Origin of the sequence: Pseudomonas sp. NFPP28 (assembly GCF_900115535.1) — a bacterium.
GTDB classification, from domain to species: Bacteria; Pseudomonadota; Gammaproteobacteria; order Pseudomonadales; family Pseudomonadaceae; genus Aquipseudomonas; species Aquipseudomonas extremorientalis.
This window is the reverse complement of sequence record NZ_FOWT01000001.1, coordinates 854,973-880,416: the sequence shown is the minus strand read 5'-3', so window position 1 is coordinate 880,416 and position 25,444 is coordinate 854,973. Positions and strand designations below refer to the sequence as shown.

The 25,444-nt window shown below is 60.6% G+C and carries 32 protein-coding genes and 1 pseudogene; 20 read left to right on the top strand and 13 right to left on the bottom strand.

Going from position 1 to position 25,444, the window contains the following annotated elements:
• Positions 1-96: 96 nt before the first annotated feature.
• From lptB to BM110_RS04135, 5 genes are read right to left on the bottom strand one after another with little or no spacing between them, the layout of a single operon-like run.
• Positions 97-822: an LPS export ABC transporter ATP-binding protein gene (gene lptB, locus BM110_RS04155; protein WP_016974288.1), complete on the bottom strand. Its 726-nt coding sequence runs from the start codon at positions 820-822 to the stop codon at positions 97-99.
• Entirely contained in the window at positions 822-1,355 is a 534-nt protein-coding gene (lptA, locus tag BM110_RS04150) for a lipopolysaccharide transport periplasmic protein LptA (RefSeq protein ID WP_032893554.1), read from the bottom strand. Before lptA ends, lptB begins: the two co-directional genes overlap by 1 nt.
• The gene (gene lptC / locus BM110_RS04145; protein ID WP_071491151.1) at positions 1,342-1,914 is read right to left on the bottom strand and encodes an LPS export ABC transporter periplasmic protein LptC; all 573 of its coding nucleotides are present in this window, start codon (positions 1,912-1,914) and stop codon (positions 1,342-1,344) included. Before lptC ends, lptA begins: the two co-directional genes overlap by 14 nt.
• Before the next feature lie 8 nt (positions 1,915-1,922).
• Positions 1,923-2,447, bottom strand: coding sequence for a KdsC family phosphatase (locus BM110_RS04140; protein ID WP_058414321.1), 525 nt, complete (start codon positions 2,445-2,447; stop codon positions 1,923-1,925).
• Positions 2,448-3,422 carry a KpsF/GutQ family sugar-phosphate isomerase gene (locus BM110_RS04135; protein ID WP_092240746.1) on the bottom strand — a complete coding sequence of 325 codons (975 nt, stop codon included), beginning with the start codon at positions 3,420-3,422 and terminating at the stop codon, positions 2,448-2,450.
• 298 nt (positions 3,423-3,720) lie between these two features.
• Between BM110_RS04135 and BM110_RS04130 the strand changes: the two genes are divergently transcribed.
• The 10 genes from BM110_RS04130 (at position 3,721) to hisC (ending at position 11,679) form a co-directional block, all read left to right on the top strand.
• Positions 3,721-4,530, top strand: coding sequence for an ATP-binding cassette domain-containing protein (locus BM110_RS04130; protein ID WP_003171811.1), 810 nt, complete (start codon positions 3,721-3,723; stop codon positions 4,528-4,530).
• Positions 4,530-5,327: a lipid asymmetry maintenance ABC transporter permease subunit MlaE gene (mlaE, locus tag BM110_RS04125; RefSeq protein WP_003188592.1), complete on the top strand. Its 798-nt coding sequence runs from the start codon at positions 4,530-4,532 to the stop codon at positions 5,325-5,327. The genes BM110_RS04130 and mlaE overlap by 1 nt, the downstream gene beginning before the upstream one ends.
• Positions 5,327-5,794, top strand: coding sequence for an outer membrane lipid asymmetry maintenance protein MlaD (gene mlaD / locus BM110_RS04120; RefSeq protein WP_017845975.1), 468 nt, complete (start codon positions 5,327-5,329; stop codon positions 5,792-5,794). The genes mlaE and mlaD overlap by 1 nt, the downstream gene beginning before the upstream one ends.
• 11 nt (positions 5,795-5,805) lie before the next feature.
• Positions 5,806-6,453 (top strand): MlaC/ttg2D family ABC transporter substrate-binding protein, encoded by a 648-nt coding sequence (locus BM110_RS04115; RefSeq protein ID WP_092240748.1) that lies wholly within the window; start codon positions 5,806-5,808, stop codon positions 6,451-6,453.
• A complete protein-coding gene (locus BM110_RS04110) occupies positions 6,450-6,755 on the top strand; it encodes an STAS domain-containing protein (RefSeq protein WP_071491154.1) in 306 nt (101 codons plus the stop codon). The genes BM110_RS04115 and BM110_RS04110 overlap by 4 nt, the downstream gene beginning before the upstream one ends.
• A gap of 114 nt (positions 6,756-6,869) precedes the next feature.
• A complete protein-coding gene (locus BM110_RS04105) occupies positions 6,870-7,109 on the top strand; it encodes a BolA family protein (RefSeq protein ID WP_003188597.1) in 240 nt (79 codons plus the stop codon).
• 23 nt (positions 7,110-7,132) lie between these two features.
• A complete protein-coding gene (murA, locus tag BM110_RS04100; RefSeq protein WP_010213103.1) occupies positions 7,133-8,398 on the top strand; it encodes a UDP-N-acetylglucosamine 1-carboxyvinyltransferase in 1,266 nt (421 codons plus the stop codon).
• A gap of 139 nt (positions 8,399-8,537) precedes the next feature.
• Positions 8,538-9,173, top strand: a complete 636-nt coding sequence (hisG, locus tag BM110_RS04095; protein WP_003188599.1) for an ATP phosphoribosyltransferase — start codon at positions 8,538-8,540, stop codon at positions 9,171-9,173.
• A 127-nt stretch (positions 9,174-9,300) separates the two neighbouring features.
• Positions 9,301-10,623 carry a histidinol dehydrogenase gene (gene hisD / locus BM110_RS04090; protein WP_092240750.1) on the top strand — a complete coding sequence of 441 codons (1,323 nt, stop codon included), beginning with the start codon at positions 9,301-9,303 and terminating at the stop codon, positions 10,621-10,623.
• A gap of 3 nt (positions 10,624-10,626) precedes the next feature.
• Complete coding sequence (gene hisC / locus BM110_RS04085; protein WP_093512474.1) at positions 10,627-11,679, top strand: histidinol-phosphate transaminase; 1,053 nt, start codon at positions 10,627-10,629, stop codon at positions 11,677-11,679.
• A gap of 66 nt (positions 11,680-11,745) precedes the next feature.
• On the opposite strand, the gene BM110_RS04080 is transcribed toward hisC, so the two are convergent.
• Together BM110_RS04080 and upp are read right to left on the bottom strand one after the other, a co-directional pair.
• Positions 11,746-13,020 carry a uracil-xanthine permease family protein gene (locus tag BM110_RS04080; protein ID WP_093512472.1) on the bottom strand — a complete coding sequence of 425 codons (1,275 nt, stop codon included), beginning with the start codon at positions 13,018-13,020 and terminating at the stop codon, positions 11,746-11,748.
• Between the two features lie 2 nt (positions 13,021-13,022).
• Positions 13,023-13,661: a uracil phosphoribosyltransferase gene (gene upp, locus BM110_RS04075; RefSeq protein WP_024073483.1), complete on the bottom strand. Its 639-nt coding sequence runs from the start codon at positions 13,659-13,661 to the stop codon at positions 13,023-13,025.
• A 164-nt stretch (positions 13,662-13,825) separates the two neighbouring features.
• Here upp and BM110_RS04070 point away from each other — a divergent pair, with 164 nt between their 5' ends.
• The 4 genes from BM110_RS04070 (at position 13,826) to BM110_RS04055 (ending at position 15,738) form a co-directional block, all read left to right on the top strand.
• Positions 13,826-14,383, top strand: a complete 558-nt coding sequence (locus tag BM110_RS04070) for a hypoxanthine-guanine phosphoribosyltransferase (RefSeq protein WP_058422982.1) — start codon at positions 13,826-13,828, stop codon at positions 14,381-14,383.
• Positions 14,384-14,386: 3 nt separating this feature from the next.
• The gene (locus BM110_RS04065) at positions 14,387-14,854 is read left to right on the top strand and encodes a WbuC family cupin fold metalloprotein (protein WP_092240756.1); all 468 of its coding nucleotides are present in this window, start codon (positions 14,387-14,389) and stop codon (positions 14,852-14,854) included.
• 35 nt (positions 14,855-14,889) lie between these two features.
• Positions 14,890-15,375 (top strand): hypothetical protein, encoded by a 486-nt coding sequence (locus tag BM110_RS04060; protein ID WP_071491159.1) that lies wholly within the window; start codon positions 14,890-14,892, stop codon positions 15,373-15,375.
• 75 nt (positions 15,376-15,450) lie between these two features.
• Positions 15,451-15,738 carry a PA4642 family protein gene (locus BM110_RS04055; protein WP_058422979.1) on the top strand — a complete coding sequence of 96 codons (288 nt, stop codon included), beginning with the start codon at positions 15,451-15,453 and terminating at the stop codon, positions 15,736-15,738.
• A gap of 69 nt (positions 15,739-15,807) precedes the next feature.
• Here BM110_RS04055 and mqo read toward each other — a convergent pair whose 3' ends face one another.
• Both mqo and BM110_RS04045 read right to left on the bottom strand, forming a co-directional pair.
• Positions 15,808-17,316 (bottom strand): malate dehydrogenase (quinone), encoded by a 1,509-nt coding sequence (gene mqo / locus BM110_RS04050; protein ID WP_092240758.1) that lies wholly within the window; start codon positions 17,314-17,316, stop codon positions 15,808-15,810.
• 719 nt (positions 17,317-18,035) lie between these two features.
• Positions 18,036-18,269: a hypothetical protein gene (locus BM110_RS04045; protein ID WP_071491161.1), complete on the bottom strand. Its 234-nt coding sequence runs from the start codon at positions 18,267-18,269 to the stop codon at positions 18,036-18,038.
• 194 nt (positions 18,270-18,463) lie between these two features.
• Between BM110_RS04045 and BM110_RS04040 the strand changes: the two genes are divergently transcribed.
• Positions 18,464-19,051, top strand: coding sequence for a YajG family lipoprotein (locus BM110_RS04040; RefSeq protein ID WP_071491162.1), 588 nt, complete (start codon positions 18,464-18,466; stop codon positions 19,049-19,051).
• A 56-nt stretch (positions 19,052-19,107) separates the two neighbouring features.
• Here BM110_RS04040 and BM110_RS04035 read toward each other — a convergent pair whose 3' ends face one another.
• Complete coding sequence (locus BM110_RS04035) at positions 19,108-19,317, bottom strand: hypothetical protein (protein ID WP_092240762.1); 210 nt, start codon at positions 19,315-19,317, stop codon at positions 19,108-19,110.
• A gap of 183 nt (positions 19,318-19,500) precedes the next feature.
• On the opposite strand from BM110_RS04035, the gene BM110_RS04030 reads away from it, so the two are divergent.
• A complete protein-coding gene (locus BM110_RS04030; RefSeq protein WP_092240764.1) occupies positions 19,501-19,758 on the top strand; it encodes a hypothetical protein in 258 nt (85 codons plus the stop codon).
• Between the two features lie 59 nt (positions 19,759-19,817).
• Here BM110_RS04030 and BM110_RS04025 read toward each other — a convergent pair whose 3' ends face one another.
• A complete protein-coding gene (locus BM110_RS04025; RefSeq protein WP_170856024.1) occupies positions 19,818-20,981 on the bottom strand; it encodes a 1-acyl-sn-glycerol-3-phosphate acyltransferase in 1,164 nt (387 codons plus the stop codon).
• Positions 20,982-21,113: 132 nt separating this feature from the next.
• Here BM110_RS04025 and BM110_RS04020 point away from each other — a divergent pair, with 132 nt between their 5' ends.
• Genes BM110_RS04020 through BM110_RS04010 form a run of 3 tightly spaced genes read left to right on the top strand, consistent with a single transcriptional unit; the run spans position 21,114 to position 22,225 of the window.
• Positions 21,114-21,296 carry a CPXCG motif-containing cysteine-rich protein gene (locus BM110_RS04020; RefSeq protein WP_071491166.1) on the top strand — a complete coding sequence of 61 codons (183 nt, stop codon included), beginning with the start codon at positions 21,114-21,116 and terminating at the stop codon, positions 21,294-21,296.
• A gap of 11 nt (positions 21,297-21,307) precedes the next feature.
• Positions 21,308-21,568: a putative signal transducing protein gene (locus BM110_RS04015; protein ID WP_071491167.1), complete on the top strand. Its 261-nt coding sequence runs from the start codon at positions 21,308-21,310 to the stop codon at positions 21,566-21,568.
• A gap of 36 nt (positions 21,569-21,604) precedes the next feature.
• Entirely contained in the window at positions 21,605-22,225 is a 621-nt protein-coding gene (locus tag BM110_RS04010) for an SOS response-associated peptidase (RefSeq protein WP_071491168.1), read from the top strand.
• On the opposite strand, the gene BM110_RS30045 is transcribed toward BM110_RS04010, so the two are convergent.
• Together BM110_RS30045 and BM110_RS30040 are read right to left on the bottom strand one after the other, a co-directional pair.
• Entirely contained in the window at positions 22,222-22,965 is a 744-nt protein-coding gene (locus BM110_RS30045) for a methyl-accepting chemotaxis protein (protein ID WP_371319328.1), read from the bottom strand. The two genes, BM110_RS04010 and BM110_RS30045, sit on opposite strands and share 4 nt — an antisense overlap.
• A gap of 114 nt (positions 22,966-23,079) precedes the next feature.
• Positions 23,080-23,280: pseudogene (locus tag BM110_RS30040) on the bottom strand (HAMP domain-containing protein); the annotation flags it as partial.
• A gap of 1,319 nt (positions 23,281-24,599) precedes the next feature.
• Between BM110_RS30040 and BM110_RS04000 the strand changes: the two are divergent.
• Positions 24,600-25,418 carry a M48 family metallopeptidase gene (locus tag BM110_RS04000; RefSeq protein ID WP_071491170.1) on the top strand — a complete coding sequence of 273 codons (819 nt, stop codon included), beginning with the start codon at positions 24,600-24,602 and terminating at the stop codon, positions 25,416-25,418.
• Positions 25,419-25,444 lie beyond the last annotated feature (26 nt).

Sequence of the window (25,444 nt, the reverse complement as noted above, 5' to 3'; positions counted from 1 at the left end):
ATGTCGGGTGCTTTGCCTAGAGCGCGGTAACAATAAAAATCCGGAGGTTTTCATTGACTCCCGCGCACCTTGGCGAACGCCGTGACACCACGGTGTTTACAGGCGGAACTCGTGACCCAGATACACTTCCTTGACCAGTTCATTGGCCAGGATTGTGGCGGAATCACCTTCGGCAATCAGCTGGCCGTCATTGACGATATAGGCGGTTTCGCAGATGTCGAGCGTCTCACGGACGTTGTGGTCGGTGATCAGCACGCCGATGCCCTTGGCCTTGAGGTGATGGATGATCTGCTTGATGTCGCCGACCGAGATCGGGTCGACGCCGGCAAACGGCTCGTCCAGCAGGATGAACTTGGGTGCAGTGGCCAGGGCGCGGGCGATTTCCACGCGGCGACGCTCACCACCGGACAGGCTCATGCCGAGGTTGTCGCGGATATGGTTGATGTGGAACTCCTGCAGCAGGCTTTCCAGCTCCTTGCGACGGCCGTCACGGTCGAGTTCCTTGCGGGTCTCGAGGATCGCCATGATATTGTCCGACACCGACAGTTTGCGGAAGATCGACGCTTCCTGTGGAAGATAGCCGATACCGGCACGGGCGCGGCCGTGCATTGGCTGGTGGCTCACGTCCAGGTCATCGATCAGCACGCGCCCCTGGTCCGCCTGGACCAGGCCGACGATCATGTAGAAGCAAGTGGTCTTGCCGGCGCCGTTAGGGCCGAGCAAGCCGACGATCTGGCCGCTGTCGATCGACAGGCTGACGTCGCGCACGACCTGACGGCTTTTATAGGCCTTGGCCAGATGCTGGGCTTTCAGGGTTGCCATTACTCGGCCTTCTTCTTCGGCTGGATAACCATGTCGATGCGTGGACGAGGCGCGGTGACCTTGTTGCCATTGGCACGACCGGCGTTTGCAATCTGTTTCACGGTGTCATAGGTGATCTTCTCACCTTCCGTGGAGTTGCCATCGGGGCTGAGCACCTTGGCCTGGTCGATCAGGACGATGCGGTTCTGCTGGGCATGGTACTGGATGGTCTTGCCGTAGCCCTTCATCGGTCCGGTATCGGTCGCGGACTGCTTCTGTTCGAAGTAAGCCAGGTTGCCGACCGAGGTCACGACATCGATATCGCCGGTCTTGGTGCGCGTAAGCGTCACGGTATTGCCGGTGATTTTCATCGAACCCTGCGTGATGATCACGCCGCCGGTGTAGGTGGCCACGCCTTGCTTGTCATCCAGTTGCGCATCGTCAGCTGAAATGTGGATCGGCTGCTGGCTATCGTTCGGCAGAGCCCAGGCGCTCACGCTTCCCAGTGCTGCGCCCAGGCCGAGCAAAATAGGGAGAGTTTTAACGAGCCTCATACTGTCCTCTTACGTTCGATAGCAGGTGTATCCTGCTTTCTTTCAAATACGCTTTCATTCCCTTGCCAGTCGATACACCGCCAGCGCCGTCGATTCTAACGTCTTGCTCGGTCTGCGCATATTGCTTCTGCGGGAATACGGTCATGCGACTGCTGGTAATCACGGTCTCACGGCTTTTATCGTCAGTGCGCGCAATGCGCACCGAGTCGATCAGTTCCACCTCGGTACCGTCCGGGTTGACCTCGCCACGCTTGCTGGTGACGTGCCATGGGAACTCGGTACCGCGGTAAATGTTCATGTCCGGGTTGGTCAGCAGGGTGACTTCGGTGGCCTTCACATGCTCGACCTTGTCCGAGGTCATCTCGTATTGCACCTTGCCGTCAGGCAGGAACTGCACGCTTTTGGCATTGATGGCGTAATAGTCGATAGCGCCCTCGTCAACCTGCGCAGCAGGCTGGTCGAGAAAGCGCTCCGGGCTGATATTCCAGTAGCCCACCGCCAGGAACAGCGCGGCGATGACCCCGAATAACAGGAAGTTGCGAATCTTTTTGCTCGGCATAAAACGCTCTATAAGTAGGCGGCGTGGGCCGCTTCAAGGCTGCCCTGGGCACGCAGGATCAGCTCGCAGAACTCGCGGGCGGCACCTTCGCCGCCGCGGGCGCTGGTGATGCCATGGGCGTGTTCGCGAACAAACGCCGCCGCATTGGCGACGGCCATGCCCAGGCCTACTCGGCGAATCACCGGCAGGTCTGGCAGGTCGTCACCCAAGTAGGCGACCTGCTCATAGCTTAGGTTGAGTTGGCCAAGAAGCTCGTCCAGAACCACCAGTTTATCCTCGCGGCCCTGATACAGGTGAGGAATCCCCAGGTTTTGTGCACGCCGTTCCACAACGGGCGTTTTCCGGCCGCTGATAATTGCCGTTTGCACGCCCGCCGCCATCAACATTTTGATGCCCTGGCCGTCCAGCGTGTTGAATGTCTTGAATTCGCTGCCGTCTTCGAGAAAGTACAGGCGGCCGTCGGTCAGCACACCGTCAACGTCGAAAATCGCGAGTTTGATATTTTTGCCGCGTTGCAACAGGTCGCTGGTCATCTACATCACTCCTGCACGCAGCAAGTCGTGCATGTTCAGGGCGCCAATCGGGCGGTCGTCGCCATCAACCACCACCAGCGCGCCGATCTTGTGGTCTTCCATGATCTTCAAGGCTTCGGCTGCCAGCATCTCGGGGCGCGCGGTCTTGCCGTGGGGTGTCATTACCGCGTCGATGGTGGCGGTGTGGATATCAATCGTGCGGTCCAGGGTACGGCGCAGGTCGCCGTCGGTGAAGACCCCGGCCAGGCGGCCATCGGCCTCGAGGATCACGGTCATGCCCAGGCCCTTGCGGGTCATTTCCATCAGCGCGTCTTTCAGCAGGGTGCCGCGCTGGACGTGAGGCAATTCATCGCCCGAGTGCATGACGTTTTCCACTTTCAGCAGCAGGCGGCGGCCCAGGGCGCCGCCTGGATGGGAAAACGCGAAGTCTTCAGCGGTAAACCCCCGGGCTTCCAGCAGTGCTACGGACAAGGCATCGCCCATGACCAGTGCCGCGGTGGTGGAGGAGGTGGGTGCCAGGTTCAGCGGGCAGGCCTCGTGGTCCACGTGGACGTTCAGGTTCACTTCGGCGGCCTTGGCCAGCGTCGACTCCGGGTTGCCGGTGATGCTGATCATCTTGATGCCCAGGCGTTTGATCAGCGGCAACAGGGTCACGATTTCGTTGGTCGTGCCGGAGTTGGACAGGGCAAGGATGATGTCATCCTTGGTGATCATGCCCATGTCGCCGTGGCTGGCTTCGGCCGGGTGCACGAAAAACGCGGTGGTTCCGGTGCTGGCCAGGGTGGCGGCGATCTTGTTGCCGACGTGGCCCGACTTGCCCATGCCGACCACCACGACGCGGCCCTTGCTGGCCAGAATCATCTCGCAGGCGCGTACGAAATCCGCGTCAATATGCGTCAGCAAGCCTTCTACGGCTTCAAGCTCGAGGCGGATGGTGCGTTGTGCGGATTGAATAAGGTCGCTGGATTGGCTCATGTCTGAAATCGTATAGCCTGACGAAAAGTCGGCGATTATAGCGGTAATGATCAATTCCCTCACGCAAGTTCGTCAGGGTTTGTTCGCAATGTGCTTGAGATTCAACCCCAGCAACGATTTTTCCCTGTCCCCAATCTGAACAAGCACTGTTCCGGCCTTGGGCGCCTTGTACCAGCAGTGATATAGTTCGCCGCCAGTTCGGTCCGCCCAGCCCACGTGGCCAACTATTGCACAAAGGTTGCAAACGTTTGTCGCAAGCGTGGTGTCTGAGTGAGAGGCTGCATCCCAAGGAGTTTAGATGAGTGCCGATAACGCCTACGCGGTCGAGCTGAAGGGACTGACCTTCAAGCGCGGGACGCGCAGCATCTTCAATAACGTCGATATCCGCATTCCGCGCGGCAAGGTCACGGGCATCATGGGGCCTTCCGGTTGCGGCAAGACCACGCTGCTGCGCCTGATGGGCATGCAATTGCGCCCCAGTGCGGGAGAAGTGTGGGTCAACGGCCAGAACCTGCCGACGCTGTCGCGCAGCGATCTGTTCGATGCACGCAAGCACATGGGTGTGCTGTTCCAGAGCGGTGCGCTGTTCACCGATCTTGATGTTTTCGAGAACGTGGCCTTTCCGCTGCGGGTGCATACCCAGCTGTCCGATGAGATGATTCGTGACATTGTGTTGCTGAAACTGCAGGCCGTAGGCCTTCGCGGCGCCATCGACCTGATGCCCGATGAATTGTCTGGTGGGATGAAGCGCCGTGTGGCGCTGGCGCGTGCCATCGCCCTCGACCCGCAGATTCTCATGTACGACGAGCCCTTCGTCGGCCAGGACCCCATCGCCATGGGCGTGCTGGTGCGTCTGATCCGTCTGCTCAACGATGCACTGGGCATCACCAGCATCGTGGTCTCCCACGATCTTGCAGAAACCGCGAGCATTGCCGATTACCTCTATGTAGTGGGCGATGGCCAGGTGCTGGGGCAGGGCACGCCCGAAGAGCTGATGAACGCCGACAACCCGCGCATTCGCCAATTCATGACCGGCGATCCTGATGGCCCGGTGCCTTTTCACTTTCCGGCGGCGGATTACCGCTCAGATCTTCTGGGGAAGCGCTGATGCGCAAGACATCTCTTATCGAGAAGGTTCGCCTTTTCGGTCGCTCGGGCATCGACATCGTCGAAGTGCTGGGCCGTTCGACGATTTTCCTGTTCCACGCATTGCTCGGCCGTGGCGGCATTGGCGGCGGCTTTGGCCTGCTGGTCAAGCAGTTGCATTCGGTGGGCGTGATGTCCCTGGTGATCATCGTGGTCTCCGGGGTGTTCATTGGCATGGTGCTGGCGTTGCAGGGCTTCAATATCCTGTCCAGCTATGGTTCGGAGCAGGCGGTGGGGCAGATGGTCGCCCTGACGCTGTTGCGTGAACTGGGGCCGGTGGTGACCGCCCTGCTGTTCGCCGGGCGCGCGGGCTCCGCGCTGACCGCCGAAATCGGCAACATGAAGTCCACCGAACAGCTGTCCAGCCTGGAAATGATCGGCGTGGACCCGCTCAAGTACATTGTTGCCCCACGCCTGTGGGCCGGCTTCATTTCCCTGCCACTGCTGGCGATGATCTTCAGCGTGGTCGGGATCTGGGGTGGTTCGTGGGTGGCGGTGGACTGGCTGGGCGTCTACGACGGCTCCTACTGGGCCAACATGCAGAACAGCGTGACGTTCACTGGCGACGTGCTCAACGGCATCATAAAGAGCATCGTGTTCGCCTTTGTTGTCACCTGGATCGCCGTATTCCAAGGCTATGACTGTGAGCCCACATCAGAAGGGATCAGTCGCGCCACCACCAAGACCGTTGTGTACGCCTCGCTGGCGGTACTGGGCCTTGACTTCATTTTGACCGCCTTGATGTTTGGAGATTTCTGATGCAAAACCGCACTGTGGAAATCGGTGTCGGCCTTTTCTTGCTGGCTGGCATCCTGGCTTTACTCTTGTTGGCCCTGCGCGTCAGCGGCCTGTCGGCCAGCCCCACTGCCGACACTTATAAACTTTACGCATACTTCGACAATATCGCCGGTTTGACTGTCAGAGCTAAAGTGACCATGGCCGGTGTGACCATCGGCAAGGTCACGGCAATCGATCTGGATCGCGACAGCTTCACCGGCCGAGTGACGATGCAACTGGACAAGAAGGTAGATAATCTGCCGACAGACTCCACTGCATCTATTCTCACTGCGGGTCTGCTGGGCGAGAAATACATCGGTATCAGCGTGGGTGGGGAAACAGCCCTGCTCAAGGATGGCTCGACAATCCACGACACACAGTCGTCGCTGGTGCTTGAGGACCTGATCGGTAAATTCCTGCTTAATACGGTCAATAAAGACGCCAAATGAGGAATCTGTTCATGATCTCTACCTTGCGACGTGGCCTGCTGGTGCTGTTGGCAGCGCTGCCGCTGATAGCTAACGCGGCAGGTTCTGCGCACGATCTGGTGCAAGACACGACCAACAAAATGCTGGCTGACCTCACTGCCAATAAAGAGCAGTACAAGCAAGATCCGAGCAAGTTTTACGATGCGCTCAACGCCATTGTCGGCCCGGTGGTCGATGCCGAAGGCATTTCCCGCAGCATCATGACGGTCAAGTATTCGCGCAAGGCGACGCCTGCGCAGATGCAGACCTTCCAGGAAAACTTCAAGAAAGGCCTGTTCCAGTTCTATGGCAACGCGCTGCTCGAGTACAACAACCAGGGCATTACCGTTGCTCCCGCCGGGGACGAGTCGGGTAATCGCACCAGCGTCAACATGAGCGTCAAGGGCAACAACGGTGCCGTCTACCCTGTGCAATACACGCTCGAGAAGGTCAACGGCGAGTGGAAGCTGCGCAACGTGATCATCAACGGTATCAACATCGGCAAGCTGTTCCGTGATCAGTTCGCTGATGCGATGCAGCGTAATGGCAACGACCTGGACAAAACCATCAACGGTTGGGCCGGTGAAGTCGCCAAAGCCAAGGAAACATCCGATAAAGAAGCCGGGAAGCCTGTGCAATGACCGAGTCGGCTGTTCGTCTTGGCGACGCCGGTGAGTTGTTCCTCAGCGGCGTGCTGGATTACCGCACCGGGCCTGAGCTGCGCAAGCAGGGTCAGGCGCTGATCAAGACCAGCACTGCGCCCGCGTTGGTGCTGGATTGTTCTGCCGTGACCAAGTCCAGCAGCGTCGGCTTGTCGCTGCTGCTGTGCTTCATGCGTGATGCTGAGGCGGCCAGGAAGCCGGTCAGCATCCGGGCATTGCCCGAAGACATGCGCGAAATCGCCGAAGTTTCCGGTCTGACCGAGCTGCTGGCGCATCCTTAATACACATTATTAAAGAAGCCCCCCGTCAGAGTCCTGCTATGCGGGGTTCGCAGGCGCGGGGCTTTTTTGTATGATGTGCGACCCGCGCGCACTGGGCGCCGATAGAGGTTGAGCATGCAGGCCCTAGAAGTTAAGAGCTTTCTTGAAGGAAAGCTGCCGGAAACGACCGTTGAAGTTGAAGGCGAAGGCTGCAACTTCCAGCTGAACGTGATTAGCGATGAACTGGCGGCACTCAGCCCGGTCAAGCGTCAGCAGCAGATCTATGCCCATTTGAACCCGTGGATCACCGATGGCAGCATCCATGCGGTCACTATGAAATTTTTCAGCCGCGCGGCCTGGGCCGAGCGCACCTGAGCCCCCAAGGCGTCGAGATTCTTATGGATAAATTGATTATTACCGGCGGTGCCCGCCTTGATGGCGAGATTCGCATCTCCGGTGCAAAAAACTCCGCCTTGCCGATCCTGGCAGCGACCCTGCTGTGCGATGGCCCGGTGACCGTGGCCAACCTGCCGCACCTGCACGACATCACCACCATGATCGAGTTGTTCGGTCGCATGGGTATCGAGCCGGTGATCGACGAGAAACTGGCCGTCGAAATCGACCCACGCACCATCAAGACCCTGATAGCCCCGTACGAACTGGTGAAAACCATGCGTGCGTCGATCCTGGTGCTTGGCCCGATGGTTGCCCGTTTCGGCGAAGCCGAAGTCGCCCTGCCTGGCGGTTGCGCCATTGGCTCGCGTCCGGTTGACCTGCACATCCGTGGCCTTGAAGCCATGGGCGCCGTTATCGACGTCGAAGGCGGCTACATCAAGGCCAAGGCGCCGGAAGGCGGCCTGCGTGGCGCCAATTTCTTCTTTGATACTGTCAGTGTGACCGGCACCGAGAACATCATGATGGCCGCTGCCCTGGCCAAAGGCCGCAGCGTCCTGCAAAACGCCGCGCGCGAGCCGGAAGTGGTCGACCTGGCCAACTTCCTGAACGCCATGGGCGCGAAGGTTTCCGGTGCGGGCACCGACACCATCACCATCGATGGCGTAGAGCGTCTGCATACCGCCACCTACAAGGTAATGCCTGACCGCATCGAGACCGGTACCTACCTGGTTGCCGCCGCCGTCACCGGTGGCCGCGTCAAGGTCAAGGACACCGATCCGACTATCCTGGAAGCGGTCCTGGAAAAGCTGCGCGAAGCCGGTGCGGAAATCACTACCGGTGAAGACTGGATCGAGCTGAACATGCACGGCAAGCGTCCCAAGGCCGTCAACGTGCGTACCGCTCCGTACCCGGCGTTCCCGACCGATATGCAAGCGCAGTTCATCTCCCTGAACGCGATTGCCGAAGGCACCGGTGCCGTGATCGAGACCATCTTCGAAAACCGCTTCATGCACGTGTACGAATTGCACCGCATGGGCGCGAAGATCCAGGTCGAAGGCAACACCGCCATCGTCACCGGCACCGAGAAACTCAAGGGCGCGCCAGTCATGGCCACCGACCTGCGTGCGTCGGCCAGCCTGGTGATCTCGGCGCTGATCGCCGAAGGCGACACCCTGATCGACCGCATCTACCACATAGACCGTGGTTACGAGTGCATTGAAGAAAAACTGCAGATGCTCGGCGCGAAAATCCGCCGCGTACCGGGCTAGTCCCGGAAGCTGTAACGGTGGGGGAGGGTAATCTTTCTCCACAGGATTTGTTTCAAATCGAGGCTGTAATAGCCTCGATCTGTGTCCGGCGCCGTTTGCGACCGGACCGCAATAGCCTGATAAAGGATTGACGTTTCCCATGTTGACCATCGCACTGTCCAAGGGCCGCATCCTTGACGACACGTTGCCGCTTCTGGCTGAAGCGGGCATCGTGCCGACCGAGAATCCGGACAAGAGCCGCAAGCTGATCATCCCCACGACCCAGGACGACGTGCGCCTGTTGATCGTGCGCGCTACCGACGTGCCGACCTACGTTGAACATGGCGCGGCCGACCTCGGCGTCGCCGGTAAAGACGTGCTGATGGAATATGGTGGCCAGGGCCTGTACGAGCCGTTGGACCTGCGTATCGCCCTGTGCAAGCTGATGACCGCCGGCCGTGTCGGTGATGTGGAGCCGAAGGGCCGCCTGCGCGTGGCGACCAAGTTCGTCAACGTCGCCAAGCGCTACTACGCCGAGCAAGGCCGCCAGGTCGACATCATCAAGCTTTACGGCTCGATGGAGCTGGCGCCGTTGATCGGCCTGGCTGACAAGATCATCGACGTGGTCGACACCGGTAACACCCTGCGCGCCAACGGTCTTGAGCCGCAGGACTTCATTGCCGACATCAGCTCCCGTCTGATCGTCAACAAGGCATCGATGAAGATGCAGCACGCCCGTATCCAGGCGTTGATCGACACGCTGCGCAAGGCAGTGGAGTCGCGACACCGCGGTTGACCTACCCGCGCGGCCCTGGGTCGCGCCCGTCTATCCGCCTCATAGCCAGAATTCTCAGGTGCCCAAGCGGATCGACTGCTAACTTTCGGCGCCTGAGCATTTTTGCCAATCCTATGAGGCCCTCGCTATGACCACGTCCACTGCAATTGCCCGACTCAACGCTGCCGACCCGGATTTTGCCCATCATCTGGATCATCTGCTGAGCTGGGAAAGCGTGTCCGACGATTCGGTCAACCAGCGGGTGCTCGACATCATCAAGGCCGTGCGCGAGCGCGGTGATGCGGCGCTGGTGGACTTCACCCGCCAGTTTGACGGTCTGGACGTCAAGTCCATGGCTGACCTGATCCTGCCCCGCGAACGCCTGGAGCTGGCCCTGACGCGCATCACCGCGCCGCAGCGCGAAGCCCTGGAAGTGGCGGCGGCGCGTGTGCGCAGCTACCACGAAAAACAGAAACAGGACTCCTGGAGCTACACCGAGGCCGACGGTACTGTGCTGGGCCAGAAGGTCACGCCGCTGGACCGCGCCGGTTTGTACGTGCCGGGTGGCAAGGCTTCGTACCCTTCATCGGTGCTGATGAACGCGATCCCGGCCAAAGTGGCGGGCGTGACCGAGGTGGTCATGGTGGTGCCGACGCCGCGTGGTGAAATCAACGAGCTGGTGCTGGCAGCGGCCTGCATCGCCGGTGTCGATCGGGTTTTCACCATCGGTGGTGCCCAAGCCGTTGCCGCCCTGGCCTATGGCACTGAAAGCGTACCGAAGGTCGACAAAGTGGTCGGCCCCGGCAACATCTATGTTGCCACTGCCAAGCGCCATGTGTTCGGCCAGGTCGGTATCGACATGATCGCCGGCCCTTCGGAAATCCTCGTGGTGTGCGACGGTCAGACCGATCCGGACTGGATCGCCATGGACCTGTTCTCCCAGGCCGAGCACGACGAAGACGCCCAGGCGATCCTGGTCAGTCCGGACGCCGAGTTCCTCGACAGGGTCGCGGCCAGCATCAATAAGCTGCTGCCGACCATGGAGCGCGCCGAGATCATCGAGAAATCGATCAATGGCCGTGGTGCGCTGATCCTGGTGCGCGACATGGAGCAAGCCATCGACGTGGCCAACCGCATCGCGCCGGAGCACCTGGAGTTGTCCGTCGCCGACCCACAAGCCTGGCTGCCGTCGATTCGCCACGCCGGTGCGATCTTCATGGGCCGCCACACCAGCGAGGCCCTGGGCGACTACTGCGCAGGCCCGAACCACGTGCTGCCGACTTCCGGCACCGCGCGTTTCTCGTCGCCGCTGGGGGTGTATGACTTCCAGAAGCGTTCGTCGATCATTTTCTGCTCGCCGCAGGGCGCTTCCGAGCTGGGCAAGACTGCCTCGGTGCTGGCCCGTGGTGAATCCCTCAGCGCGCACGCCCGCAGCGCCGAATACCGCATCCTTGAAGAGAAGGGGAACTGAGACATGAGCAAATTCTGGAGCCCTTTCGTCAAGGACCTCGTGCCTTACGTGCCCGGTGAACAACCGAAGCTGACCAAACTGGTCAAGCTCAATACCAATGAAAACCCCTACGGTCCGTCGCCCAAAGCGTTGGCGGCAATGCAGGCCGAGTTGAATGACAACCTGCGCCTGTACCCGGACCCCAACAGCGACCTGCTCAAACAGGCGGTGGCCACGCATTACGGGATCGACGCCGCTAAAGTCTTCCTCGGCAACGGTTCCGACGAAGTGCTGGCGCACATCTTCCACGGTTTGTTCCAGCACGACCTGCCGCTGCTGTTCCCGGATATCAGCTACAGCTTCTATCCGGTTTACTGCGGCCTTTATGGCATCAAGTCCGACCCGGTGCCGCTGGATGACCAGTTCCAGATTCGCGTGGCGGATTACGCCAAGCCCAACGGCGGGATCATTTTTCCCAACCCGAACGCGCCGACCGGCTGCGTGCTGGCGCTGGACGCGGTGGAGCAGATCCTCAAGGCCAGCCCGGATTCGGTGGTGGTGGTCGATGAAGCCTATATCGACTTCGGCGGTGAAACCGCGATCAGCCTGGTGGATCGCTACCCGAACCTGCTGGTCACCCAGACCCTGTCCAAATCGCGCTCACTGGCCGGTTTGCGTGTGGGCCTGGCCGTGGGCCACCCGGACTTGATCGAGGCGCTGGAGCGGGTCAAGAACAGCTTCAACTCCTATCCACTGGACCGCCTGGCGATTGTTGGCGCGGCGGCGGCGTTCGAGGACCGTGAGTATTTCGAGAAGACGTGCCGGTTGGTGATCGACAGTCGCGACAAGCTGGTCGCGCAACTGGAAGAGAAAGGCTTTGAAGTGCTGCCCTCGGCAGCCAACTTCATCTTTGCCCGTCACCTACGGCACGACGCTGCGGGCCTGGCGGCCAAGTTGCGTGAGCAAGGGGTGATCGTGCGGCACTTCAAGCAGGAGCGGATTGCCCAGTTCCTGCGGATCAGCATCGGTACGCCGGAGCAGAACCAGGCGTTGATCGATGGGCTCGGTGAGCTCTAAGCCACACTGAAGAGCAAAATGTGGGAGGGGGCAAGCCCCCTCCCACATTGGGTTTCGCGGTACTGGTTAGAGCAACGGCTCATCCGACTTCTTGTTCTTCCAACCATCATTGCCCGGCAGCAGCAGGTTCAAGCCAATCGCCACCACCGCACACAGGGCGATGCCCTTGAGGCCGAAGTCATCCGGGCCGGTGCCGGTGCCGACCAGCACACCGCCAATCCCGAACACCAGGGTCACCGACACAATCACCAGGTTGCGCGCTTCGCCCAGGTCGATCTTGTGGCGGATCAGCGTGTTCATCCCCACCGCGGCAATCGAGCCGAACAGCAGGCACAGAATCCCGCCCATCACCGGCACCGGAATGCTCTGCAGCAACGCGCCGAACTTGCCGATGAACGCCAGGCTGATGGCAAACACCGCTGCCCAGGTCATGATCTTCGGGTTGTAGTTCTTGGTCAGCATCACCGCGCCGGTCACTTCGGCGTAGGTGGTGTTGGGTGGGCCGCCGAACAGACCGGCAGCCGTGGTGGCAATGCCGTCACCCAGCAGGGTGCGGTGCAGGCCGGGCTTCTTCAAGTAGTCGCGACCGGTCACGCTGCCCACCGCAATCACGCCGCCGATATGTTCGATTGCCGGGGCCAGGGCCACCGGGACGATGAACAGGATCGCCTGCCAGTTGAATTCCGGCGCGGTGAAGTGGGGCAGGGCGAACCACGGGGCCGCCGCGATCTTCGCCGTGTCGACCACGCCAAAGTAGAACGACATGGCGAAGCCCACCAGCACGCCGGAGATGATCGGCACCAGGCGGAAAATGCCTTTGCCGAACACCGCCACGATCAAGGTGGTCAGCAGCGCAGGCATCGAGATCATCATCGCGGTCTGGTAATGGATCAGCTCAGCGCCATCACCGGCTTTACCCATCGCCATGTTCGCGGCAATCGGCGCCATGGCCAGGCCGATGGAGATGATCACCGGCCCGATCACCACGGGCGGCAGCAGCCGGTCGATAAACCCGGTGCCTTTGATCTTCACCGCCAGGCCCAGGAAGGTGTACACGAAACCCGCCGCCATCACCCCGCCCATGGTCGCCGCGAGGCCGAACTGGCCCTTGGCGAGAATGATCGGGGTAATGAAGGCAAAGCTCGATGCCAGGAAGACCGGCACCTGGCGCCCCGTCACCACCTGGAACAGCAACGTGCCCAGGCCAGCGGTGAACAGTGCGACGTTTGGATCAAGACCTGTGATCAGTGGCATCAACACCAGCGCACCAAATGCTACGAAGAGCATTTGTGCGCCAGACAGGATCTGGCGCCAAAGCGGGTCGTTGAATTCATCCCGCATGCTCACGCGTCCTTCTGCTTGGTGCCGAAGATCTTGTCACCGGCATCGCCCAGGCCTGGGATGATGTAGCCGTGTTCATTCAGGCGCTCGTCGATGGAGGCGGTGTAGATCTGCACATCCGGGTGGGCCTTCTCGACGGCGGCAATGCCTTCGGGCGCGGCCACCAGCACCATGGCGCGTATGTCCTTGCAGCCGGCTTTTTTCAGCAGATCGATAGTGGCAACCATGGAGCTGCCGGTGGCGAGCATCGGGTCGATGATCATCGCCAGGCGCTCGTTGATTTCCGGGACGAGTTTTTCCAGGTAGGTGTGGGCCTGCAAGGTTTCTTCGTTGCGGGCCACGCCCACGGCGCTGACCTTGGCGCCCGGTATCAGGCTGAGGACGCCTTCGAGCATGCCGATACCGGCGCGCAGGATCGGCACCACGGTGATTTTCTTACCGGCGATTTTCTCGACCTGGACGGGACCGGCCCAACCAGGGATTTCGTAGCTCTCCAAAGGTAAATCCTTGGTCGCTTCGTAGGTGAGCAACGCTCCGACTTCCTGAGCAAGCTCACGGAAGTTCTTCGTGCTAATGTCGGCGCGGCGCATAAGGCCGAGCTTGTGTCGGATCAGCGGGTGGCGGATCTCGCGAGTGGGCATGGGAAAGGCTCCGGCGGCGGGCAAAAAAACCGGCCTAGATTAATCTATCCGAGGGTGTTGTCCTATAGACATCTAGTACGTTAGTCCATTAAGGCTTGCTCGGAGCGCACGAGAAGCGTACCTTCGCCCGCTTTTCTTGCCACAGCACCCCCTTGGAGAGCGCCATGTCCGCTGATCTCGAGCATATCCGTCAAATCATGCGCGAGGCTGACTGCCTGTACACCGAAGCGCAAGTCGAAGAAGCGATCGCCAAGGTCGGCGCACACATCAGCCGCGAAATGGCCGACACCAACCCGGTGGTCTTCTGCGTGATGAACGGTGGCCTGATCTTCGCCGGCAAATTGCTGACCCACCTGCAATTCCCGCTGGAAGCGTCCTATCTGCACGCCACCCGTTATCGCAACGAAACCAGCGGCGGCGACTTGTTCTGGAAGGCCAAGCCGGAAGTCTCGTTCATCGACCGCGACGTGCTGATCATCGACGACATCCTCGACGAAGGTCACACCCTGGGCGCGATCATCGACTTCTGCAAACACGCCGGCGCGCGCAAAGTGCACACCGCCGTGCTGATCGACAAGGACCACGACCGCAAGGCGCGTCCGGACCTGAAAGCCGATTACGTCGGCCTGCCGTGCATCGACCGCTACATCTTCGGTTACGGCATGGACTACAAAGGCTACTGGCGCAACGCCAATGGCATCTTCGCCGTCAAAGGGATGTAAGCCATGGCCCGCTTTCTTGATCAGACGCTGTTTGCCGAACTGGCCGAGAAAGCGGCCACCCACCCCCGTGGCCGGCACCACCATAACTTCCACCAGATGGAAGAACCCTGCCATCGCCTGGCGGTGGGCCTGCAACCTGACACTTATGTACCGCCGCATCGGCACCTGAGTGCGGACAAGGCAGAAACCTTGCTGGTGCTGCAGGGCCGCTTGGGCTTGCTGGTCTTCAACGAAACCGGCGAGGTCGTTGCCAAGCGTGTCATGCAGGCCGGCGGTGAATGCGCCGGTGTCGATCTGCCGCCGGGCGTGTTTCATGGCCTGGTGGTGCTGGAGCCCGACACGGTGATGTTCGAGTGCAAGGCCGGGCCTTATCGTCCGGTGGGCGAGGGCGAACAGCCCGACTGGGCGCCCCGCGAAGGCGAGGCCGGTGTGGCCGAGTACCAACGCTGGATGCTTGCCCAGTTCGATTGAGCTACAGTGCTGGGCCCACCTTGCCGGAGCGGCCCATGAGCCTGTTGATACGCACCTGCGCCGCCCTGGCGCTGACCCTCAGTTTGCCGCTGGCTGCCGCGCCTGCGCCGATGCACAGCCAATTCCTGCCTTCGGACGACCTGACCCTGCGCGCTGAAGCGCCGGAGCAGCAGCAACTGTTGCAAGTCACCGACTACGCGGTGGTGGTGGGCAACCAGCGCCAGTCCAGCCAGCAGCCGATCCCGGTGACCTCGCCGCTGATGATCCGTCTCAAGGGCAAGTCCCTGAACAAAGGTGCGACCATCGCCCAGGTGGTGCTCAATTTCGACGCCGAAAGCAAAAGCCTGAAAAAGCCGGTGTATGACGACTCCAGCAAAACCCTGACGCTGTCTTACCCCTTGGCCCAATACCGGGTGATTGTCGACCTGCTGCGCAATGACACGGTGTATGTGCAGTTCCTCAGTTATGCCAACGGGCATATCTGGGCGGATTTGCACACGGGTGCGGTTAAAGCCAGGTAGGCCCCGCCTACACAAGCCCGCGCCCCGCAGGTAGACTTCAAACCCCGTTTAAATGTCTGCAGGCTGGAGTCGGTAATGCGTAAAGATAAGAAACAGGTGATTGGTGACGAGATCGGCGACGATCAGATCAAGTTGTTCCTGGACTTCGAGCCGGTCGACGCAACTTCTCCGTCCCTGCACAAGCTGATCAAGGCCTACCGTGGCCTGCGTATCGACGATTTCGAGCGGTTCCTGGGTTTCTTCAAGGAAGCCGGCCTGGACCTCGACGGCAAGGATGCGCATGGCCAGACCTTCGTCGACCTGATCAAGGACCAGCGCAACGCGGACGAGTACATCGAACTGATCGAAAACGCTCGCGGCTGATTATCCGATACACAAAAAAACGCCCCGTTCTCATGCCGAGAACGGGGCGTTTTTTATTGCCTCAAGGCCTCAAGCGTAGCTCTCGGTCTCGGCGGCAGGCTCAACCAGTTCCAGGCTGATGTTGTTCTGCGCGTTGATCTTGCGATACAACTCGGCATCCGTTTCCAGGACCTTTTCACGGGCCGGGAAGATCTCGTGCAGTTTGGCAGCCCACTCACCGGCGGCTTTTTCCGGGAAGCACTTCTCGATCAACTCCAGCATGATCGAAACGGTCACCGACGCACCTGGGGACGCGCCCAGCAGCGCCGCGAGCGAGCCGTCTTTGGCCGCGACCAGCTCGGTGCCGAATTGCAGCACGCCGCCTTTTTTCGGGTCTTTCTTGATGATCTGCACCCGTTGGCCGGCCACTTCCAGGCGCCAGTCTTCGGCTTTCGCCTCGGGGTAGAAGCGGCGCAGGGATTCCAGGCGCTGTTCCATGGACTGCATCACTTCGCTGACCAGGTACTTGGTCAAGTCCATGTTGTCGCGGGCCACGGCCAGCATCGGGCCGATGTTGCCGGCGCGAACCGACAGCGGCAGGTCGAGGAACGAGCCGTGCTTGAGGAACTTGGTGGTGAAACCGGCGTAAGGCCCGAACAGCAGGGACTTCTTGCCATCGACCACGCGGGTGTCCAGGTGCGGCACGGACATCGGCGGCGAACCAACGGCAGCCTGGCTGTAGACCTTGGCCTGGTGGTGCTTGACCACTTCCGGGTTGTCGCAACGCAGCCACTGGCCGCTGACCGGGAAGCCGCCAAAGCCTTTGCTTTCTTCGATGCCCGAGGCTTGCAGCAGCGGCAGGGCCGCGCCGCCGGCGCCGAGGAACACGAACCTGGCGTCGACTTCGCGGCTGCTGCCGCTGTTGACGTCCTTGATGCTTACGGTCCAGCCCGCGCCGTTGCGCTTGAGGCCGGTGACGCGCTTGCTGTACTTGACCTGGGCGTCTGCCGAGCTGGTCAGGTGGCTGAGCAACTGGTTGGTCAGCGCGCCGAAATTCACGTCCGTGCCGTTCATTACACGGGTGGCTGCGATTTTCTCGTCGAGCGGACGCCCCGGCATCATCAGCGGCATCCACTCGGCCATCTCGCTACGGTCTTCGGTGTAGTGCATGTCCGAAAACGCGTGGTGCTGGCTGAGGGTTTCAAAGCGCTTCTTGAGGAAGGACACGCCTTTTTCGCCCTGCACGAAGCTCAGGTGCGGCACCGGGCTGATAAAGGACCTGGACGAACCAAAGGTGCCCTTTTTGGTCAGGTACGCCCAGAACTGCTTCGACACCTCGAATTGGGTGTTGATGTGCACGGCTTTCTTGATGTCGATGGAGCCATCGGCGGCCTGCGGCGTGTAGTTCAGCTCACACAGCCCGGCGTGGCCGGTACCGGCGTTGTTCCACGGGTTGGAACTTTCCGCGGCACCCGAATCCATCAGCTCAACGACTTCCAGCTTCAGGCCGGGGTCGAGCTCTTTGAGCAGTACGGCCAGGGTGGCGCTCATGATGCCGGCCCCTACCAGTACTACGTCGACTGCTTCGTTATGCGCCATTTAACGCGTCTCCAAAATCTGCAGCACCAAATTGACGGCATGGCTGCCAGGAGTGATGGGGCGGTTCACGTGTTGCCCCAGGTTACCCATGGCCAGGATCGCCATGTCCGATTCGCAATTCTTTGCATGTTCAGCGCACGCTTCCTGCCGGGCTAATCTGCCTATGAACGCATTCATGGGCGCCTGTGGCAATTCGACTTATGGTCAAAGCGTGCGATTCGTGCAACCAATCCGTAGCGGACAGGCTCAAGCTCCCGTTGTTGAGGAGTACTCGATCCTGTGTGGTTGGGCTGTTCCAGACGCTGATGGTGCTTGTACAAACGCCAAACTATTCATTTGCTCGCCACACTCTTGTGAAGTTGTGAAAACCCGTTTTTTCACGCTCTTTTGAAGACGTGAACCTCAAAAAAGGGCTGCCCCAGCCTGGCACCTGGCCCCTAGCCGACACGCGGCAAAACGGGCAAACAACTCAAGTGGCCGAGCGCAATGGCAGCTCTGGCAGATTCGGCAAAGGCGGGTGGTTTGCAAAGAAAACAGCAAGCGCGCCAGCTTCACTCGATCTGTGTGGGCGGCTCTCTGTGGGCGATTCTTGGAGCTAATGCCGAGGCATTAACGATGCTGCGAGGCCCGATCAGGAGACGTCCTTATAATCGGGGGGAGATTGTAGCGAAGAACGCCAGGGAAATGGGCGTGTTTTATGACTTTTATTAGGCGTTCGGTCAGGCGGCCAACGGTTGGTGACGCGACGGCTGCGCTGCACGTGGGCTGACACGGGCGCTGGCTGGCAGCGGGTGGTGCATCCAGCTCAGGCGGATTTCATCGATTTCCACCCAGCCGTCGCCTACAGGAGGCTGGCAGCACTCTTTGAAGGCCTGGCAACGGCCTTGCACATCGAGCAGGGCGAACTGGCGAAGGGCGGGTTTGCGTGTGAACAGTGACCAGAGAAATTGCATGGCGACAGACCTCTTGAAATTGGGGCCAAGCTTGCCTGTCGGGCATGACGGCTCTGTGTATCAGCCGTGACATATCAGTGACATCGAACCGCTACAGTCTGTGCAGGTCTCAGGTTGTAACTGGCGCTAGTTCCCGGCACTGGCGCACCGCTATACTGCCCGCCTGTCGGTACCCGATTTCTGGAGAGAAGAGCATGTTGCAACGCCTGTTGTTCGGTTTGATCACTGTGACCAGTTTGACCCTGGTTGGCTGCGCCAACAGCCCGCAACAACTGACCCCGGAACCAAAAATCACCACGCAGTTGGCCCCCGTGGGTCACGGCCAGCCGGTGTCGGTGCGTGTGGTGGATGGTCGTCCGTCGCCTACGCTCGGTTCGCGCGGCGGCCTGTATCCGGAAACCGCCCTGGTCTCGGTGAATGCTCAAGACGTACTGCCCAAGCTGCAGGCCCAGGCCGAAGCTGCCGTGCGCCTGCTGGGTTTCACCCCGAGCCCCAACGCGCCGGGTGCTCCGCAGTTGACGATCACCCTGGCCGAATTGAAGTACCAGTCGCCTAAAGACGGCCTGTACGTGACCGAAGCATCCATCGGTGCCACCTTCAAGTCCGACGTCACCGCCGGCACCCGTCGCTACAGCGGGCGCTACGGTGCGTCCCTGAACCAGCGTTTCGGTATGTCGCCGAACCAGGAAACCAACACCAAATTGGTCAGCGACGTGCTGAGCGATGCCTTGACCCGCCTGTTCAAGGACCCAAGCATCGGTTCGTTGCTCAGCGCGCAATAACCGGTCCTTAAAAAGCCGGGCTCATCACTGAGCCCGGTTTTTTTTCGTCTTCAGTTTCATGCAGCCGTGTCGATACAGAAATCCAGCAGGCTCACCCCGGTCAACAGATCGGCCTCCGGCAGGTCGGCATGCTGGTGTCCGCCAAGGGCGCAATACACCAGCCAGTGGCGGTCCTGGACGTTGAAGGCCAGGCCGCCGATCAGCGCTTCCTGCTCATCGCTCGGGGCGATCAGATACAGCCGATCCTGGTTTTGCGCGTGCAGCATGACAAGCTCCTGAAACGTCGAAGGGCAACAGAGTGGCTTGTTAAGGTGACGTTCAGGTGACGCTGTAAATTACTGGATACATTAGCCGTCAATGGGGGAGGGAGCATTTCAGGCGCCGGAGGCCACTATCGTTCAGGTTTGTATCTGAACCGATACCAAAACACTGTTTTGCCGAGGTTTGCGATGGCGCTGCCCGCACTTTTGACCAATGTTGTTGCTTTGGCCGTGGCCTGTCCGGGCGCGGCGCTGCTGTTCATTACCCGCCTGCGCGAACAGCGCGCCATGGCCGACCTCACCGCGCAGAGCGAAGATCGCGCAATTGATCAGCCGATGTTGTTTCTGGATGTGCGCACCGAACGGGCGCATCGCCTGGCTTACCGCGTCGGGTTTGCCTGCCTGGGCGTGGCGCTGGCCATCTCCTGGCTCAGCACCCATCTTTAAACACGCCACAAAGCACATGTGGGAGGGGGCTTGCCCCCTCCCAGATTTGGAGCGGTGTTTTACAGAGGAATGCCGGCCTTGACCCGATACTGATTGCGCACCGGCGTCGCATATTGCACCACCAGGAACGGCCGGTGCTCAGCCGGGCAGTCATTCAGACGTCGCTCCCACTCCGCCTTCGCCTTGGCCAGTTCATCAGCCGGGAACACTTCGGCCGCCGTCGGCACCTGCAATTGCGGGTCGGCGTCGCTCCACTGGGCGTAGGCCAGGTAATGCACCGGGAACAACCGGTAGCCCCCCAGAATCTGCCGGTCCATTTCTGCGGCCAGCAACTTGGTGTCTTCGAAACGCTCGGTAATCGGCGGCGCGAAGTTAATGTGCACGCGACCCTTGTAGCCGGTGATGCCCAGGGCAATGCTCACATCATCTTCGCCCTGCGCCTTGACGTAGGTGCCGGTGGTCGCGCGGATGTACAGCTCGCGGGCCTTGGCTGAATCACACGGGTCGTATTCGTAGCTGATGGACACCGGCGTCAGGTTCAGCGACTGGATCACCTCGGCAAACGGCTCGTCCTTGCGGCTGACGTGGAACATCTTGAGGATCGCCGACTCGGTACGGTCATCTCCATCCTTGGCGCGCCCTTCGGCCTGGGCGATCCAGATCGACGCACCGTCGTTGCGGATCGAATGGTTGATGTAGGCCGACAGCAGCTGATACGCCGCCATCTTCTCTTTGCGCCCGGTGATCGAGCGGTGCACGATGAAACTCTTGTTCAGGCGCATCAGGTCGCTGACAAACGGCTTTTGCAGCAGGTTGTCGCCAATGGCGATGCGAGGTGTCGGCAGGCCGGCGTGGTATACCGCATAGTTGACGAAGGCCGGGTCCATCACGATATCGCGGTGGTTGGCCAGGAACAGGTAGGCGGTGCCGGACTTGAGCTGCTCGACCCCGGTGTAGGTCACGCCGTCGGTCGCCCGGTCAATGGTGTGGTCGACGTAGTACTCGACTTTGTCCTGCAGCGTGGCCACGGTGGTGACGCCGGCGAATTCACGGCGCAGTTTGCGGGCGATCATCGGCTTGAGCAGCCATCCCAGGGCGCCGGCGAAGCGCGGGAAGCGGAAGTGGGTCAGGATGTCCAGAAAGGCCTTGTCACTGAACAGACGTGCCAGCACTGCCGGGACTTCGCTGTCGTTGTAAGGTCGGATGGTATCGAATTCGCCCATCATGCTCTCTTGTTAGAAACGGCTAGGGTAAGTAAAGGAAATACCAGGGTGCGGCCCGAGTAATGGGCTCGGCCAAAAATAGCCCTGTAAATAGACCGGCGATTATACGCACAAGTCACCTTGGAGGCTGCGATGCTGGAAAACGCGACGTACGATTGTCCTTATTGCGGTGAAGTGGTCGAGACAACGGTGGATTTGTCCGGGGGGGATCAGGTTTATATAGAGGACTGCCAGGTGTGCTGCCGACCGATCATTTTCGATCTGCAGGTACATGGCGAAGAATGGATGCTTGAAACCCGTAGTGAAAACGAATAGCGGGGACGCTGATGCAACGAATCTACGAACCGGAAAACCTGATGGAGGGCGAGCTGCTGCAACAGATGCTCGCCAGCGAAGGTATCGAGGCGCACCTGGTGGGGCGTCATTTGCTCGGTGGCACCGGCGAATTGCCCATCTTCGGCCTGCTGGGCCTGGAGGTGGACAATGACCGCGCCCTGTACGCCCGCGAGTTGATTACCGCCTATATCGGCGCACAACCGTTGCCGGGCGACGAACCCGACAGCTTCCCCGACGTGCTGGTCTGTTAGGCTGTCGGTCGGTTTACCCAAGAGTCGTGTTACCCCATGTGTGGACGTTATGCCCTGTTTCGCTGGACCCCCGCTTTTGCTGCCCTGCCGGGCTTTCCGGCCGACCAGCAGGCCCAGTGGAACATTTCCCCGAATGATTCTGTGCTGATCCAGCGCGCCGCCGACGGCCAGCGCACCCTGGCTCGCGCCCGCTGGGGGCTCACCCCGCCCTGGTTGACCGATCTTTCCCGTACCCCCGCCCACGCCCGCGCCGAAACCCTGGCCGAACAGCCGATGTTTCGCGAAGCGTTCCGCCAGCGTCGCTGCCTGCTACCGGCCAATGGGTTCTACGAATGGCGTGGCACCCAGCGCAAGCGCCCGTACTGGCTGACACCGGGGGAGGGCTCCACGTTGTTTTTTGCCGCGATCTGGGAGGCCTACCCGGTGCAGGAACAGGTGTGGCTGAGCACCGCGGTAGTGACCCAGGCCGCGCAGGCCCAGCGTCGGCCACTGATTCTGGATGAGGCCGGACAGGCAGCCTGGCTCGACCCCGAGACGCCGTTGCATGTGTTGCAAGGCCTGCTGGCCAGCGAGCCGAGCGCGTTGCGCGAGCGGGTCCTGGCCAACATGGTCAATGATCCCAAGCTTAACGGGCCGGAGTGCCTGACCCCGGCTTAAACCTTGAACTGATTGATCAGCCGGCGCTGCTGCTCGGCCAACTTGGTCAAGTCGGCACTGGCCGCACTGGATTCATCCGCGCCGCCCGCCACTTCATTGGCCACCTGGCCGATATTGATCACGTTGCGATTGATGTCCTCGGCCACCGCGCTCTGCTCCTCGGCGGCACTGGCGATCTGGGTGTTCATGTCGTTGATCACCGACACCGCCTGGGTGATGGTCTCCAGTGCTTCGGCCGCCTTGGCCGCGTGTTGCACGCTTTCATCGGTGCGGTTCTGGCTGTCCTCCATCACCCGCACCACATCCCGCGTGCCTTGTTGCAACTGCTGGATCATGGTCTGGATTTCTTCAGTGGCCTTTTGCGTCTTCTGCGCCAGGTTGCGCACTTCGTCGGCGACCACGGCAAAACCACGACCTTGCTCGCCGGCCCGCGCCGCCTCGATGGCGGCGTTGAGTGCCAGCAGGTTGGTCTGCTCGGCAATCCCGCGAATCGCCGTGAGGATGGCGTTGATGTTTTCGCTGTCCTTGGCCAGGGTTTGCACCACACCGACGGCCTTGCCGATTTCCTCGGCGAGCGCGCCTATGGAGGTGGAGGTGTCACGCACAATACGCATGCCCTGGCTCGCGGCCTGGTCGGCATGGCTGGCGGCCTGTGCGGCTTGGGTGGCATTGCGTGCAACGTCTTGCGCAGTGGCGGTCATCTCATGCACGGCGGTGGCGACCTGGTCGATCTCCACCATCTGTTTATGCACACCCTGGTTGGTACGGATCGCGATATCAGCGGTGTGCTCCGACGAGTCGCTGACCTTCTGCACCGAACTCACCACCTGGGTGATCATGCCTTGCAGCTTGATCAGGAAGGTGTTGAAACCGTTGGCAATCGCGCCCAGTTCGTCGGCGCGATCACTGGTCAGGCGCCGCGTCAGGTCACCTTCGCCCTGGGCGATGTCATTGAGCATCGCGACCATTTGCTTGAGTGGCCGGGCGATGCCGTGGCCTACCAGCCAGATCACCAGCAGGCCGATACCGGCGATCAGCAGGCCGGCGATGGTCATGCCGAAAATATCGGTCCTGCGTTGGGTTTCCAGGTCGCTTTGCAGTTTCTGCGAGTCGGCCATTACGGCACTCAAAGGCAGCTGCATCATCAAGGTCCAGCGCGCATCGGTCTGGCCGATGTTGAACGGCAGGAACAACTCGATATGCCCGTGCTCCTTGTCGATGTCGTAGCGCACTTCGCCGATTTTCAGCTGGCCGAGGTTGGCCAGTTCATTGCTGTCGAGCAGGTCGCTGGCCTTTTCGCCGAGTTTGCTGGCGTCCTGGGTGTAGGCTACCAGGCGGCCGTTGCTGGAGATCAGCGCCAGTTCACCGGCACCGTTGTAGAGTTTCTGGTCGGCCCCGGTCAGCATGTCCTGGATGAAGTTCACCGACAGGTCGGCGCCGACGATCCCCTGGAACGTGCCATCGATCATGATTGGCTCGATAAACGAGGCCAGCATCACCATCGCGTTGCCCACCTTGTAGGGCGCGGGGTCGATGACACAGGCCTTTTTGCTTTCCTTGGAGCACAGGTAGTACTCGCTGGCGCGCACGCCTGTGGAGAGGATTTTCTGGTCGGCCACGTCGGCCAGTTTATCCATGCCCAGGCTGCCATCTGCGTTGCGGTACCACCACGGCAGGAAACGTCCGTCGGCGCCCATGCCGACAGTCGGGCTGTTCACGTAGGCCGCGTCGTTGTGATCGATAGCGTTGGGCTCCCAGCCGATGTAGGCGCCGAGGATTTTTGGATTGCGTACCACGGTTTCGTGCAGCAGGTTGATCAGTTGCTCGCGGCCAATCTGCAGAGCGGGTTCACCCTTCGCGTCTTTCATGCCGAGCAGTGCGTTGGTAGTGGCCAGGCTTTTGGCGGTTACCAACGGCGCTTCCAATTCACGCTGGATCAGCGTGGCCTGGGTTTGCGCCAGGGCGGTGAGGCGCTGTTCGATAATCTGTTCGAACTGCACCTGGGTGCGCTTCTGCACCATCTCCTGAGTGCGTGCGCCGGCAAACAAGGCGTAGAGCACCAGCACCGCCACTACGCTCAGGACAATGGCCCCGGCCAGGGCCGCGACAGAAAATTGAATCGACTTGAATTTCATGAAAGCTCCGGGCGCAGGGGAGAGGGCCTGTCTTGTGTATCGGCCGAGGGCGAGGTGGGCATGAGGGGGGCGCCGGCAAAATAGGGGGCTGTGTCGCAAACAGAATGCTCGGCGCCGCCGCTGACATGTGAGATGTATCGGAAAATCAGCGGTTACATGTCTGGTGTATCTGGCGTCGATACAAATGTGCGCCTACGATACGCGCCATGTTTAAGGGCTTGCTATCAGGGAGAGTATTGATGAAGAAGTCATTGGTGATAAGTGGTTTGGTCGCGGCGATGCTGCTGGCCGGGTGTCAGTCGGTCAATACCACCAGCGGCGGTGCTGTCGGGGTAGAGCGCAAGCAGTACATGTTCAGCATGCTGTCGAGCCAGGAAGTCGACCAGATGTATGCCCAGTCCTACCAGCAGACCCTGGGGGAGGCCAGCAGCAAGGGCCAACTGGACAAGACCAGCGCCAACGCCAAGCGCGTGCAGGCCATCGCCAACCGCTTGATCGCCCAGGCGCCGACGTTTCGTGCGGACGCGGCGCAGTGGAAGTGGGAAGTGAACCTGATCAAGAGCGATGAGATGAACGCCAACTGCGGGCCTGGCGGCAAAATCTTCGTGTACAGCGCGTTGATCGACAACCTCAAGCTCACCGATGATGAGCTGGCCGCCGTGATGGGCCATGAAATCGCCCACGCCTTGCGTGAGCATGGCCGCGAAGCCATGTCCAAGGCCTACGGGATCGAGATGGCCAAGCAGGGGGCCGGTGCGTTGTTCGGCCTCGGCCAGGACAGCCTGGCCCTGGCCGATACCGTGGCCAACTACGGCATGACCTTGCCCAACAGCCGCAGCAATGAAAACGAAGCGGACCTGATCGGCCTGGAGCTGGCGGCCCGTGCCGGCTACAACCCGAACGCGGCGATTACGCTGTGGAACAAGATGGCCAAGGCTTCGGAAGGCGCACCACCGGAGTTCATGAGTACTCACCCGGCTTCCGACAGCCGAATCGCCTCGTTGCAGGCGGCGATTCCGAAGGTGATGCCGTTGTACCAGCAGGCCAAGAAATCCTGACCTTTTGAAGATCTAAATGTGGAAGG